We start from the raw sequence: 13,234 nt of genomic DNA on the forward strand, positions 1-13,234 counted from the left end.
AATATTAAAACTACACAGAAAACTACTAATTGTAATACTCTATTGATGCATTAAGACACTTTTTCAATAAATTCATGTTCAGAAATTATAGAAATACCTAGTTTTTCTGCCTTAGCTAATTTACTTGGTCCCATTTTATCTCCAGCAACTAAAAAAGAAGTTTTAGAAGAAATAGAAGAACCTACTTTCCCTCCATTATCTTCTATCATTTTCTTTAAATCGTTTCTACTAACAGTTTCAAAAACTCCAGAAACCACAAAAGTTTGCCCTTTTAGTTTTTCTGTTTGATTTAATAGTTTGTCTGCTGAAATTTCAAACTGCACGCCATATTCTTTTAGCCTATTTACTATTTCTACATTCTTTTCGTTCTTAAAAAACTCTACTACACTCTCGGCTATACGCTGTCCAATTTCATCTACCAAAATTAATTCTTCTACCGTTGCTACCATAAGCGCATCTATATTTTTATAGGCTTTAGCTAACTTTTTTGCTACAGTTTCTCCTACAAAACGAATACCTAAAGCAAACATTACCCTCTCAAAAGGTATTTGTACTGAAGCCGCTACACCTGCAACTAAATTTTCAGCAGACTTTTCTGCCATACGCTCTAGTGGTAATACATCTTCCTTCGTAAGAGTATACAAATCTGCATAATTAGTAATTAACCCCTCTTTAAAAAGAAGCTCTACGGTTTCACCTCCTAGACCTTCAATATCCATTGCCTTTCTAGAAATGTAGTGTTGTATACGACCTGTAATTTGTGGCGGACAACCGTAATAATTTACACAATAATGTTTTGCATCCCCTTCTGTTCTTACCAATTCTTCATGGCATTCTGGACAGTGGGTTATGTATTTTGTTACTGTAGAATCCTCTGGTCTTTTTTCTAAATCTACCTTTATTATTTTAGGAATAATCTCTCCTCCTTTTTCTACAAAAACCGTATCTTTTTCTCTTATATCTAGTTTCTCTATTTGGTCTGCGTTATGCAATGAAGCTCTTTTTACTGTAGTACCTGCTAGTAACACAGGTTCTAAATTTGCCACCGGTGTTATTGCCCCTGTACGCCCAACTTGATAAGTTATTTCATTTAAAACGGTAGAGACTTGTTCTGCTTTAAATTTATAAGCCATTGCCCAACGAGGCGATTTAGAAGTATACCCTAACTCTTCTTGATATCTTAAACTGTTTACTTTAATAACCACACCATCGGTTTCATAAGGAAGTTCATGTCTATGCACATCCCAATACTCTACAAACTCCATAACCTCTGAAGTGGTTTTACAAAGTTTTGCTATTGTTGGCACTTTAAACCCCCAGTCTCTAGCTTTTTCTAACATTTGAAACTGAGAAGTAACTCCTGTATTCTCACCAACAATACCGTACAACAAACAGTCTAGTGGGCGTTTTGCTACTACTGCACTATCTTGTAACTTTAAACTTCCAGAAGCCGTATTTCTAGGATTCATATAAGGTTCTTCTCCTGCAGCTACACGCTCTTCATTCATTTTTTTAAAACCCTCAAAAGGCAAAACAATTTCTCCTCGAATTTCAAATTTTGGAGGGTAATCGCCTTTCAATTGTAATGGAACCGATTTTATGGTTTTTACATTCGTTGTTGCTTCATCTCCTTGAAAACCATCTCCGCGAGTAACCGCTTGTTTTAATTTACCTTCCTCATAAGTTAAACTTATAGAAGCCCCATCATACTTTAACTCACAAGTAAATTGCACTTCTACATCTCCTAAAACACGCTGTATTCTTTTTTCCCAATCTTCTATATCTTCTTTAGAATAGGAATTATCTAGAGAATACATCCGATTTTCATGTACAATGGTTTCAAAATTTTTGGTAACTTCCCCACCTACTCTTAGTGTTGGCGAAGAAGCATCATAAAACTCTGGGTGCTTTTCTTCTAAAACTTGTAATTCTTTAAGTTTAATATCAAAATCGTAATCCGATATAGTAGCATTATCTAACACATAATAGTTATAATTATGCATTCTTAATTCTTTTCGTAAAGCTTCTATTTGTTCTTTTACGCTCATTTACTTTATTCTTTTATCCCTTTTATCATTCGGTCATTACCAAACATATCTTTTCGAAGTTCAATTTCTAAAAAATTATTGTCTTCCAAAAGAACCTTCATTTCTTTTCCTAAGTATTGGTTTATTTCAAAATACAAAAAACCGCCTAACTTTAAATTCTCTTTTGCAAAAACACTTATGGCTTCATAAAACATAAGCGCCTTATTATCTGGAACATATAATGCTAAATCTGGCTCATGGTTCTTTACATTTTCTGCCATCTGTTCCTTTTCTAACTCCCTAACATAAGGTGGGTTAGACACAATTATATCAAAATCTACATTAATAGATTGCAATTGTAATATATCTTCCTCTATAAAGGTAATAGCCACATTATTATCCGCAGCATTCTTTTTAGCAATTTGTAGCGCCCCCTTAGAAACATCTAAAGCATAAACCTCTGCTTCTGGAAAATTTTTAGCTATAGAAATTGCAATACAACCTGCACCTGTACCAATATCTAGAATTTTTAATTTCTGCTCTTTTTTAGATTTTAAATCCTCTAATATCCAATACACCAATTCTTCTGTCTCTGGTCTTGGAATTAAGACATTAGAATCTACTGTAAAATCTAAATTCATAAAATTTGTAGTTCCTAAAATATACTGTATTGGCTCTTGTAATTTAAGCCTGCTTAGTGTATTAAACAAAGGCTGCTCTTCTTCTTTTGTAATGGTTAAATTAGGCTCCGTAGCTAATATAAATCGTGGTAATTGTAAATAAAAATCTATTGCTAAATAAAAAAAGCTTTGAATTTCGGTTATAGGATACACCTCCTTTAACTCTATCTCATAAATATTTTTAATCTCTCTTAATAACATCTACTACAACTCTTTTATCATCCAAACAGGGCAAGAATAATGTCCTGTATCCCCCATTTTGTTTTCCAAATAGGTAAATCCTTTTTTAATATATAATTTTTGAGCCGCTTTCATAAATGGCATCGTTTCTAAATAACATTTCTTAAAACCAAATTCTTTTGCTTTTTCCAAACAGACATCTATCATCTTAGCACCAATACCTTTTCCTCTTGCTTCTTCTAAAAAATACATTTTTTGAAGCTCACACACATTCCCATCATAATTTTCTAATTTGGCAATCCCAGCGCAGCCTAATAAAACTCCATTCTCTTCTACTATAAAATAAATTGCATTAGGCTCTTTATAATTTTCATACATAGAATCTAGAGCCTTATCTTCATAAGCAGAGCCAACTTTAGGAACTCCAAGCTCTATTAACACCTTACGTATTACTTTTGCCACCTCTACATTGTCTTTCTCCTCAATTTCTCTAATACGAATATTATTCACAATTTTAAATTTTTAAGAACCATATACTCTCTATACATTTCTATACTTTATGCATCATTAGAAAAGTATATGTTCTATTTTTGCGAAGTGAAGATACATGAAAAATACATGTTACGTTGTATTCAACTAGGCAAAAATGGCCTAGGAAATACCGCACCCAATCCCATGGTTGGCAGTGTTATTGTCCATAACAACAAAATAATTGGGGAAGGCCACACAAGTCCTTATGGCGGCTCTCATGCAGAGGTAAATGCAATTAACTCGGTTACAGACACCTCCCTACTAAAAGAAGCTACAATTTATGTTACTTTAGAACCTTGCTCCCATTACGGAAAAACACCTCCTTGCGCAGATTTAATCCTACAAAAACAAATTAAAACCGTTGTTGTTGGCACCTTAGATCCTCATGAAAAAGTTGCCGGAAAAGGCATAAAAAAATTAAAAGATGCTGGTTGCACGGTTATTACTTCTGTTTTAGAAGAAGAATGTAAAGAACATCATAAACGTTTTTTAACTTTTCATGTAAAAAAACGTCCTTACATTATTTTAAAATGGGCAGAAACTATTGATGGTTTTATTGCACCCGATAACTCCTTAAGAAAAGAAAATCCAGAACCTTTTTGGATTACCAACCCATATTCTAGACAGCTAGTACATAAATGGCGTTCCGAAGAACAAGCAATTTTAGTAGGAACTAATACCGCTATACAGGACAATCCAAAGTTAGACACTAGGAACTGGAAAGGAAAAAATCCTTTACGTATTGTATTAGACAAGGATTTGAAAATAAATAAAAATTCTTTCTTACTAGACAACTCTATTAAAACAATAATTTTTACAGAAAAAAAAAGTGCAACTATAGAGCCTAACATTAATTACCACAACATTATTTTTGATAAAGATTTAGCAAAACGTATTTGCAATATCCTACACCAATTAAATATAAATAGCATAATAATTGAAGGTGGCTCTAAAACGCTACAAACTTTTATTGATTCCAAACTCTGGGATGAAGCTCGTATTTTTAAAGGAAAAAACAACTTTAGCTCAGGGATTAAAGCCCCTATTTGCAACGGAAGAAAAATACAAACTACCCAAATAGATACCGACCAATTAATTTTACTAAAAAATGATTAAAAATATTATTTTTGATTTTGGTGATATTTTCATCAATCTAGATAAAGAAGCTGTTTTTAAAGAACTCGCCAAATATGGTTTTACCTCTTTAACACCTGAATTAGACTCTTTAGCAAAAGAATACGAACAAGGACTATTATCTTCTAAGGACTTTACAGCAAACTTAATTACCATTTTCCCAGAAGCAAACGAGTCTAAAATAAAAGAAGCATGGAATTCTATTTTATTAGATTTCCCTTTATATAGATTAGATTTTTTAGAGCAACTAGCGCAAGAGAAAAATTATCGTCTTTTCTTACTAAGTAATACCAATGCACTTCACATATCTCATGTTATAAAAACAATGGGAAAAACAAATTACAATAGATTTAAAAACTGTTTCGAGAAATTTTACCTTTCTCATGAAATACAATTACGCAAACCAAATGCAACTATTTACGAGTATGTTTTAGAACAAAACAATCTAAAAGCAGAAGAAACCTTTTTTATTGATGACACTAAAGAAAATACCGATGCCGCAGAAAAGTTAGGGATTAGATGTTGGAATTTACTTGTTGGTTCTGATGACATTATTAATTTAAAAACTAAATTACCTTAATGTTAAATCTATGCCTAAGTATTTTATTCTCTAGTTTAATCTTTGTGATATTTAAACTTTTTAGTATTTACAAAGTCCAAACACTATATGCTATTATAACCAATTATGTTGTTGCCTGCAGTGTTGGCTTTTTTCTATATCAAGAATCCGTTACTATTTCTTCAGTCATAGAAAAACCTTGGTTTATAGGAACTCTTATTCTAGGCATTTTATTTATTGTAGTATTTAATTTAATGGCCGCTACTGCCCAAAAAGTAGGTGTTTCTGTAGCATCTGTAGCTACAAAAATGTCTTTTGTTATACCCGCTATAATTGGCGTAATTATTTATAAAGAACACTTAGGATTTTTTAAAGTTATAGGGATATTTTTAGCAATGGGAGCCGTTTACTTTGCCTCTATAAAGGAGAGCAATACAAAAATTAATTCGTCTGCCTTATTATTACCCACACTTGTTTTTTTTGGTTCTGGCATTATTGACACTACCATTAACTTTTTTCAAAAAGAACATGTTACCCCCTTAGAGTTCCCCCTTTTCTCTGCCATGATTTTTGGCTCTGCTGCTATAATCGGGGCATGTTTTATTTTAGTTCAATCTCCAAAGAAACCACTAAAAATAAATTTTAAAAACATTATTGGAGGTATTGTTTTAGGCATCCCAAATTATTTTTCAGTTTTTTTTCTTTTAAAAGCACTTAACAACCCAGAATATAATAGCGCATCTATATTTACTTTAAACAATGTTGCTGTAGTTATGTTTTCTACACTACTAGGTATTTTACTATTTAAAGAAAAGATTAGTACAAAAAATTGGGGTGGTATTGCTTTAGCTATTATTAGTATACTTTTAGTAGCTTTAGCGTAATGCAAATAAAAAAAGACACCTATAGAACCATTTTAAAACCTTCTAATGAAGTTCTTTCTAAAGAAAAGAAAAGCAAATTTTATGGCTATGTATTCCCTATTCAAAAAGAAGAAGATGTAAAACCAATTATAGAAAAGCTTCGCAAAAAACACCACACTGCTAATCATGTATGTTACGCATGGCAGTTAGGAGTAGAAAAAATAAACTATAGAGCAAATGATGATGGCGAACCTAACAATTCTGCAGGAATGCCAATCTATGGGCAAATAAAATCTTTTGATGTAACAAATGTACTTATAGCTGTTGTTAGAATCTTTGGGGGCACCAAATTGGGTGTTGGTGGTTTAATAAGTGCTTATAGAAACTCTGCAGAATTAGCTTTGAATGAAGCTAAAATTGTAGAGCAAATACTAACAAATACTTTTGAAGTTACTTTTGATTATAAAGAAATGGATAAAGTAATGCGAATAATAAAGCAAAACCAATTACAAATAGAATCTCAAAAAATGGAAATGAACTGTTCCTTACATTTTTCTGTTCGCAAAAAAGATTCCAACAAAATTGAAACTATTTTTAAAGCAAACCACGAAATAAAAATTAAAAAAATAAGCTGCTAATATTTTTTACTCGATAATCGAGATTTAAATGCTCCGACGCTTGCGTCAAAATCAATGCTAATTTTGCTTCTAATGCCTCGTGGACTTCCCCCCAGGTAGTTTACTAAAACCCAATTTTATCAAGAATATATTTTGGACATCGCATTGGCTTCATTTTTTCTTTATCCATAAAAACCAAAACTACATTCGCTTCAGCCAAAATTTCTTTCTTTTCGTTATAAATTTCAAAGTCAAACTCAATTCTAACCGAGGGTTTTCCCTTCAAAATTGTACGTACTGTAATTAAATCATCATACAGAGCAGACTTCTTAAAAAAAGTTTTCAAAGATATTACTGGAAGCATTATTCCATTTTTCTCCATAGCACTGTAAGAAACCCCTTTACTCCTTAACCATTCTACCCTACCCATCTCTAGGTACTGTGCATAATTACCATGATACACAACGCCCATTTGGTCGGTCTCCGCGTACCTAACCCTAAAAGAAATTTCGTTAAAATCCATATTATATCAAGTAAATATTATATATTTAAAAGCTTTGTTTGTATGATTCGCGAACATGAGAAAAAATTATCTAAAATTCAATAAAATTTCATTTTTTTATTAGATAATTTGTTCACATATTTGCTCTACTATAAACAGAATACTATTAACCAACTTTTGCACTAATCCATTTGATTTTTTGCAAAAACCAAAACAAAGAGAACTTTAAGAATGAATGTTACTGCTAATTCCGTTTGGAACAATTGTCTGGCCTTTATCAAAGATAATATCCAACCGCAGGCATTTAAAACTTGGTTTGATCCTATTAAACCAATCAAACTATCCGAAAACGCTTTAAGTGTTCAAGTTCCAAGTAAATTTTTTTACGAGTGGTTAGAAGAACACTATGTTAAACTACTTAAAGTTGCTCTTACAAAAGAGTTAGGAGAGACTGCCAAATTGGTTTACATTATTCGTATGGAAAATACCTACGGTAATAAAGAACCTTTTACGGAGAAAATTCCGAGCTCTAATAGAGGTAATTTAGCATCACAAGAATTAGACGTACCAATTAAATCTAAAAACCCAGAATTAAGAAACCCATTTGTAATTCCTGGTATTAGAAATATAAAAATAGAATCGCAACTAAACCCTAATTATAATTTTGATAATTTTTTAGAAGGAGACTCTAACCGTTTAGCACGTTCTGCTGGTATGGCAGTTGCCAACAAACCCGGAGGAACTTCTTTTAACCCACTTTTAGTATTTGGAGGGGTTGGTTTAGGAAAAACACATTTAGCACATGCTATTGGTGTAGAAATAAAAGACAAATACCCTGAAAGGACTGTTTTATACATTTCCGCAGAAAAATTTACACAACAGTATATTGAATCTGTAAAAAAGAACACTAGAAATGATTTTATTCATTTTTACCAATTAATTGATGTTCTAATTATAGATGACGTACAATTCTTATCTGGTAAATCTGGAACACAAGATGTATTTTTTCATATTTTTAATCACTTACATCAAAACGGAAAACAAGTTATACTAACCTCTGATAAGGCTCCTGTAGATATGCAGGATATTGAACAACGTTTACTTTCTCGGTTTAAGTGGGGATTATCTGCAGAATTACAGAATCCAGATTACGAAACAAGAATTTCTATATTAAAAAATAAACTATATAGAGATGGTGTAGAAATGCCTAATGATATAGTAGAGTATGTTGCAAAACATATAAAATCTAATATTAGAGAATTAGAAGGCGCTATTATATCCCTTATTGCACAATCTTCTTTCAATAAAAAAGAAGTAACTGTACAACTTGCACAACAGGTTGTAGAGAAATTTGTTAAAAATACAAAACGAGAGGTCTCCATAGATTACATTCAAAAAGTTGTATCGGATTATTTTGAAATGGATGTAGCAACACTACAATCCAAAACAAGAAAAAGACATATTGTACAAGCAAGGCAATTAGCTATGTTTTTTGCTAAAAAATTCACTAAAGCCTCTCTTGCAAGTATTGGTTCTCAAATAGGAAAAAGAGACCACGCTACTGTATTACATGCTTGCAAAACAGTAGATAATCTTGCAGAAACAGATAAACAGTTTCGCAAATACATAGACGATTTAACTAAAAAATTATCTTAATAATATTACCATGAAAACCAGAATACTAATGGTTTGCCTAGGAAATATTTGTAGATCACCATTAGCAGAAGGTATTTTAAAAAGCAAAGTAGACCCTAACAAAATATTTGTAGATTCTGCCGGGACTGCTGGCTATCATGTTGGCAATATGCCCGATATTCGCTCTATTGCTGTAGCTCAAAAATACGGTATAGACATACATCAACAAAAAAGTAGAAAGTTCACCTCTAAAGACTTTAATGCTTTTGATATAATATACGCTATGGATAATAGCAACTATTCTAACATTATATCTTTAGCAAAAAACAAAGAAGATATTTCTAAAGTAAAATGTTTACTTTCTGAAATAAATATAGAGACCAAGGAAGTTCCAGACCCATACTATGATGAAGAGGAAGGTTTTGAAATAGTTTTTCAATTAATAGAAAAGGCTTGCGAAGCAATTTCTAAAAAATTATAATCATGGAAAACGAAAAAGGAAAATTATACTTAATACCAACAACTTTAGGAGACAATGAACCTTTAGAAGTTTTACCAATATCTATAAAACAAACCATAGAAAGTATAGATTACTATATTGTTGAAAATGAAAAAACAGCAAGGCGATTTATCAAAAAAATTAGCCCAAGAAAATCCCAACCTAATTTACAATTAAGTCTTTTAAACAAATTTACAGAAGCTCAAGAAATACCAACTTTTCTTGAACCATGTTTAGGTGGTGTTAATGTTGGCATCCTATCTGAAGCCGGTTGCCCAGGAATAGCAGACCCAGGAGCAGATGTTGTAAAAATTGCACATCAAAAAAATATTCAGGTAGTACCTCTTGTTGGACCCTCTTCTATTTTACTTGCTCTAATGGCCAGTGGCTTTAATGGTCAAAATTTTGCTTTTAATGGCTATTTACCCATTGATAATACAGAGAGAAAAAAGACAATAAAAGGTTTAGAAAAAAAATCCAGAGAAGCAAAACAATCTCAAATATTTATAGAAACTCCTTACAGAAATGATAAAATGTTGCAAGAATTAACTAAAACACTTGCAGATGGCACGCATTTATGTATTGCTTGTGATATTACACTACCAACAGAATATATTGCTACAAAAAGAATAGCCGATTGGTCCAGAACTAAAGTAGACCTACACAAAAGACCAGCCATTTTTATTATTCAAGCATAAAAAAAGCCTTGACCATTCTACCTGCCAAGGCTAACCATTTTCATAATAAACTTACTCTTCTATATTTTTGGGTTTCTCTTAGGAGATACATAAGAAATATCATAACCCGAAAACTTTTTTAAATACTTGGAAACAGTAGACCCATAAGCATCTTCAACATTATAGCTCCCATAAGAACGCAAATACTTTTGAACATTACCAGCACCTGCTAAATGAGCAGCAGCTAACATTCCAGATTCTGTCACAACAATACCACCAATTTTTTTACCTACAAAACGCTGAATATCTCTTCTAAGAATCCATTTATTTCTAGATACATTAGTATAAAAAACTCTTTCTTGTAAAACAGGGTCGTTTAAAAAAATTGTTGGATTATAAACCCCCATTAACTCCAAAGTCTCTACACCAAATTGGTATTTACCCAAATACCCTAAAGTATTTGTCACAAAATAATTACCTTGAGATTCTTTAAATGCCAAGGCTTCTTTAAAACCAATATATGAACTTCCTAAAAAAGGAGGCACTATTACTAGGTTTGTAAAGTAAGTTTTGTTTTTGGGAAACAAAACCTTAGTAGGTTCTTTTACTTTTAAAGTTTCTGGAACTGTAACTTCCTGATTTTTAAAACCAAAACTTATAAAAATAAACATCACGATAAGAGGACTACTCACGTATATCCATCTTCTCATATAATTGTTTTCTTAAGACTTACCTCTTCCTAAAAAGTGTGCTTAAATTTCTGAGGGGGCAAAGTTAGAACTAAATTGTTCTCTAATTTTAGAAAGTTATGTTAAAACTATACAATTTCAGTTAACAGGTCAAAAAAACAAGACAATTTACTATCTGTTTATCTTTTTGGAATTTATCCAACGGATGTATTGTTCTTTATTTCGGTTATGTTGCGCAAGTGTTTTTGCAAATTTATGATAACCAAAATTCTCCACGTTTGCTACAAAATATAAATAACTATGTTTTTCAGAATTTAAAACCGCATCTATCGCAGTAATATCTGGCATTGCAATTGGCCCAGGAGGTAAACCGCCATATTTATAGGTATTATAAGGAGAGTCTAACTCTAAATCCTTATACAAAACCCTCTTAATTACCTTATTAAAATCTCCTGTATGTTTTTTTATTGCATAAATTACTGTTGGATCCGCCTGCAATAAAATACCTTTCCTTAACCTATTTAAATAAACTCCTGCAACCCTAGGGCGCTCCTCTACTTTAGCCGTTTCTTTATGAACAACAGACGCTAATGTTACTACCTCTTTATCTGTCAAACCTATAGTTTTTGCTTTCGCTAATCTATCCTCATTCCAAAAACGCTTGTATTCTTTTAACATTCTATTACGAAAACCTTCTGCAGAAATGTTCCAAAAAAATTCATAACTATTAGGAATATACATTGCAAGCTCGGTATTTTTATTAAAACCATTTTCCTTTAAAAAATCTATATCCGTAAAAGCTTTTAATAAACTAATACTGTCTGGTTCTATTTGTACTGCTATTCTACCTGCTAAATTTTCTATAGTTTCTTGGTTATTAAAAGCAACCTTAACAGGGGTATTACCACTTCTAAGAAGACCAATAATTTCATTATTATTCATTCCTTTTTTTAAAACGTATTTCCCCGCTTTAATATTAGAAGTGTATTTTTTACGATCCGCAGCAGATTTGAATGAAGAAAAGTCCTTTACCAAAGGCTCTAAAATCTTTTCTAAATCTCCAACATTAGAATTTGTTGGGATATAAACATATGCTTTATCATTATTAAAATTTGTATTCGGTGTAAAAAACGCTCCATACACCATATAAGCAAACGCTCCGCCAGCTATTAAACCTATAAAAACAATTGCTAATAAAATTTTCTTTATATACATGTATTAATTTTTTGAAATAAAATTTCATTTTTAAAGTTACCTCCAGACAAAATCCAATCTTTTTTTACTCCTATTTCTTTAAAACCTATTTTTTTAAATAAATGTATACTAGCCAAATTATCTTCTAAAACATTAGCATATATTTGATGTAAGCCCAAAGTAGAAAAAGCATAATTACACAAAACATTTACCGCATCAAAACCTACTCCTTTGTTACGTTCCTCTTCATTTAATATTACAATCCCTAATCCCGCGCGTTTATTTTTAGGATCAAAATCAAATAAATCTATTAAACCAATAACAGTGTCATTAGCAGAACAAACACACAACCTAAGCTGCTTTACCTCATAAATATCTTTATATGCATTTTCTAAATACAGTCGTAAAACTTGTTTTGAATATGGAGTAATCGTACCACTTATTTCCCATAAATCTGTATTATTTTCTAAAGTGTACAAAAAATCTAAATCACTCATTTCAAGAGCTCTTAAATAAATATTGCTCCCTTTTAAATGTTGCATACTATCTCTCCTTTAAAAACTTGTTTGGCATCTCCAATTAAAAAAACATCCGAATACAAAGCATCATTTACAGAAAATTTCACCTCTAAATTACCCCCTAAAACATTTATAAAAACATGATTAGATTTTACCATACCTGATTTATGCATGGCTATAGCTGCTGCGGTAACTCCTGTTCCACATGAAAGCGTTTCATCCTCCACTCCTCTTTCATAGGTTCTAACTGCAAACACATTTTCTTTTACAGGTTCTACAAAATTTATATTACTCCCAATCTCTCCATACAGTCCATATCGCAACTTTTTACCTTCTTCTTTTACATGAAAATCAGAAAGATTTGTTACTTGTTGCACATGATGCGGCGAGCCCGTATTTAGAAACATAGCATTAGGCTTTGTTTTAATTTCATCTACATCTAACATTTGTAAACTAACCAAACTACCTTCTATAGTTGCATTATGCAAACCATCCACAGCATTAAATGTAGTTTCCTTATTAAAAACATTTAAAAATTCTGCAAAAGCAACAATACACCTTCCTCCGTTACCACACATGGTGCTTTCATTCCCATCAGAATTATAATAAACCATTTTAAAATCTACAGTAGCATCATTTTCTAATAATATAAGTCCGTCTGCACCAATACCAAATCTTCTATCACACAAAAAAGCAACCAACTTTGTATTGTCTTTAGGAAACTTTAAATCCCTATTATCAATCATTACAAAATCATTTCCCGTACCTTGGTATTTATAAAAAGTAATATCCATTTTATCCATAATTAACACAAAGATATAACATTATTAAGATTTTTTTAGCAGTTAAAAACTCGTTAAAGAAACTAAACAAAGTATAAAATCTATTAATTTTACAGTAGAATAATTTTAGAATTAAATTAAAAAAAA

15 protein-coding genes are annotated in these 13,234 nt (G+C 31.4%); 7 read left to right on the plus strand and 8 right to left on the minus strand.

Annotated features, from left to right (window positions below; genetic code table 11):
* Positions 1–50: 50 nt before the first annotated feature.
* The 3 genes from ligA to Q0820_RS07230 are packed head-to-tail and all read right to left on the minus strand — an operon-like array spanning position 51 to position 3,397.
* On the minus strand, positions 51–2,048 hold the full coding sequence (gene ligA, locus Q0820_RS07220; protein WP_298486484.1) for an NAD-dependent DNA ligase LigA: 1,998 nt from the start codon (positions 2,046–2,048) through the stop codon (positions 51–53).
* Between the two features lie 5 nt (positions 2,049–2,053).
* Positions 2,054–2,908 carry a peptide chain release factor N(5)-glutamine methyltransferase gene (gene prmC / locus Q0820_RS07225; RefSeq protein ID WP_298486485.1) on the minus strand — a complete coding sequence of 285 codons (855 nt, stop codon included), beginning with the start codon at positions 2,906–2,908 and terminating at the stop codon, positions 2,054–2,056.
* 3 nt (positions 2,909–2,911) lie between these two features.
* Positions 2,912–3,397 carry a GNAT family N-acetyltransferase gene (locus Q0820_RS07230; RefSeq protein ID WP_298486487.1) on the minus strand — a complete coding sequence of 162 codons (486 nt, stop codon included), beginning with the start codon at positions 3,395–3,397 and terminating at the stop codon, positions 2,912–2,914.
* A 69-nt stretch (positions 3,398–3,466) separates the two neighbouring features.
* On the opposite strand from Q0820_RS07230, the gene ribD reads away from it, so the two are divergent.
* Genes ribD through Q0820_RS07250 form a run of 4 tightly spaced genes read left to right on the plus strand, consistent with a single transcriptional unit; the run spans position 3,467 to position 6,612 of the window.
* On the plus strand, positions 3,467–4,534 hold the full coding sequence (gene ribD, locus Q0820_RS07235; RefSeq protein WP_298486489.1) for a bifunctional diaminohydroxyphosphoribosylaminopyrimidine deaminase/5-amino-6-(5-phosphoribosylamino)uracil reductase RibD: 1,068 nt from the start codon (positions 3,467–3,469) through the stop codon (positions 4,532–4,534).
* A complete protein-coding gene (locus Q0820_RS07240; RefSeq protein WP_298486491.1) occupies positions 4,527–5,132 on the plus strand; it encodes an HAD family phosphatase in 606 nt (201 codons plus the stop codon). The genes ribD and Q0820_RS07240 overlap by 8 nt, the downstream gene beginning before the upstream one ends.
* A 44-nt stretch (positions 5,133–5,176) precedes the next feature.
* Complete coding sequence (locus tag Q0820_RS07245) at positions 5,177–5,995, plus strand: GRP family sugar transporter (RefSeq protein ID WP_366941647.1); 819 nt, start codon at positions 5,177–5,179, stop codon at positions 5,993–5,995.
* Entirely contained in the window at positions 5,995–6,612 is a 618-nt protein-coding gene (locus Q0820_RS07250) for a YigZ family protein (protein ID WP_298486494.1), read from the plus strand. Before Q0820_RS07245 ends, Q0820_RS07250 begins: the two co-directional genes overlap by 1 nt.
* A 103-nt stretch (positions 6,613–6,715) precedes the next feature.
* On the opposite strand, the gene Q0820_RS07255 is transcribed toward Q0820_RS07250, so the two are convergent.
* Positions 6,716–7,114 carry a thioesterase family protein gene (locus tag Q0820_RS07255; protein WP_298486495.1) on the minus strand — a complete coding sequence of 133 codons (399 nt, stop codon included), beginning with the start codon at positions 7,112–7,114 and terminating at the stop codon, positions 6,716–6,718.
* A 210-nt stretch (positions 7,115–7,324) separates the two neighbouring features.
* Here Q0820_RS07255 and dnaA point away from each other — a divergent pair, with 210 nt between their 5' ends.
* Genes dnaA through Q0820_RS07270 form a run of 3 tightly spaced genes read left to right on the plus strand, consistent with a single transcriptional unit; the run spans position 7,325 to position 9,925 of the window.
* Positions 7,325–8,749 carry a chromosomal replication initiator protein DnaA gene (gene dnaA, locus Q0820_RS07260; protein ID WP_298486497.1) on the plus strand — a complete coding sequence of 475 codons (1,425 nt, stop codon included), beginning with the start codon at positions 7,325–7,327 and terminating at the stop codon, positions 8,747–8,749.
* A gap of 10 nt (positions 8,750–8,759) precedes the next feature.
* Complete coding sequence (locus tag Q0820_RS07265; protein WP_298486498.1) at positions 8,760–9,209, plus strand: low molecular weight protein-tyrosine-phosphatase; 450 nt, start codon at positions 8,760–8,762, stop codon at positions 9,207–9,209.
* A 2-nt stretch (positions 9,210–9,211) separates the two neighbouring features.
* Positions 9,212–9,925 carry an SAM-dependent methyltransferase gene (locus Q0820_RS07270; RefSeq protein ID WP_298486500.1) on the plus strand — a complete coding sequence of 238 codons (714 nt, stop codon included), beginning with the start codon at positions 9,212–9,214 and terminating at the stop codon, positions 9,923–9,925.
* A gap of 59 nt (positions 9,926–9,984) precedes the next feature.
* Here the strand turns inward: Q0820_RS07270 and Q0820_RS07275 are convergent, their stop codons facing one another.
* The 4 genes from Q0820_RS07275 to dapF form a co-directional block, all read right to left on the minus strand.
* Positions 9,985–10,614, minus strand: coding sequence for a hypothetical protein (locus tag Q0820_RS07275; RefSeq protein ID WP_298486502.1), 630 nt, complete (start codon positions 10,612–10,614; stop codon positions 9,985–9,987).
* Positions 10,615–10,764: 150 nt separating this feature from the next.
* Positions 10,765–11,808 carry an endolytic transglycosylase MltG gene (mltG, locus tag Q0820_RS07280; protein WP_298486504.1) on the minus strand — a complete coding sequence of 348 codons (1,044 nt, stop codon included), beginning with the start codon at positions 11,806–11,808 and terminating at the stop codon, positions 10,765–10,767.
* A complete protein-coding gene (locus Q0820_RS07285) occupies positions 11,799–12,329 on the minus strand; it encodes a GNAT family protein (protein WP_298486506.1) in 531 nt (176 codons plus the stop codon). The genes mltG and Q0820_RS07285 overlap by 10 nt, the downstream gene beginning before the upstream one ends.
* Positions 12,317–13,099, minus strand: a complete 783-nt coding sequence (gene dapF / locus Q0820_RS07290) for a diaminopimelate epimerase (protein ID WP_298486717.1) — start codon at positions 13,097–13,099, stop codon at positions 12,317–12,319. Before dapF ends, Q0820_RS07285 begins: the two co-directional genes overlap by 13 nt.
* Between the last annotated feature and the right edge of the window lie 135 nt (positions 13,100–13,234).

Source organism: uncultured Maribacter sp., from assembly GCF_947495965.1.
Classification (GTDB): Bacteria; Bacteroidota; Bacteroidia; order Flavobacteriales; family Flavobacteriaceae; genus Maribacter_B.

Bases quoted from the DNA above. Each gene is read 5' to 3' on its own strand.
- Q0820_RS07275 (WP_298486502.1), bottom strand. From the start codon at position 10,614: ATGAGAAGATGGATATACGTGAGTAGTCCTCTTATCGTGATGTTTATT.
- prmC (WP_298486485.1), bottom strand. From the start codon at position 2,908: ATGTTATTAAGAGAGATTAAAAATATTTATGAGATAGAGTTAAAGGAG.
- Q0820_RS07270 (WP_298486500.1), top strand. From the start codon at position 9,212: ATGGAAAACGAAAAAGGAAAATTATACTTAATACCAACAACTTTAGGA.
- Q0820_RS07240 (WP_298486491.1), top strand. From the start codon at position 4,527: ATGATTAAAAATATTATTTTTGATTTTGGTGATATTTTCATCAATCTA.
- Q0820_RS07255 (WP_298486495.1), bottom strand. From the start codon at position 7,114: ATGGATTTTAACGAAATTTCTTTTAGGGTTAGGTACGCGGAGACCGAC.
- dapF (WP_298486717.1), bottom strand. From the start codon at position 13,099: ATGGATATTACTTTTTATAAATACCAAGGTACGGGAAATGATTTTGTA.
- ligA (WP_298486484.1), bottom strand. From the start codon at position 2,048: ATGAGCGTAAAAGAACAAATAGAAGCTTTACGAAAAGAATTAAGAATG.
- Q0820_RS07265 (WP_298486498.1), top strand. From the start codon at position 8,760: ATGAAAACCAGAATACTAATGGTTTGCCTAGGAAATATTTGTAGATCA.
- ribD (WP_298486489.1), top strand. From the start codon at position 3,467: ATGTTCTATTTTTGCGAAGTGAAGATACATGAAAAATACATGTTACGT.
- Q0820_RS07285 (WP_298486506.1), bottom strand. From the start codon at position 12,329: ATGCAACATTTAAAAGGGAGCAATATTTATTTAAGAGCTCTTGAAATG.
- dnaA (WP_298486497.1), top strand. From the start codon at position 7,325: ATGAATGTTACTGCTAATTCCGTTTGGAACAATTGTCTGGCCTTTATC.
- mltG (WP_298486504.1), bottom strand. From the start codon at position 11,808: ATGTATATAAAGAAAATTTTATTAGCAATTGTTTTTATAGGTTTAATA.
- Q0820_RS07250 (WP_298486494.1), top strand. From the start codon at position 5,995: ATGCAAATAAAAAAAGACACCTATAGAACCATTTTAAAACCTTCTAAT.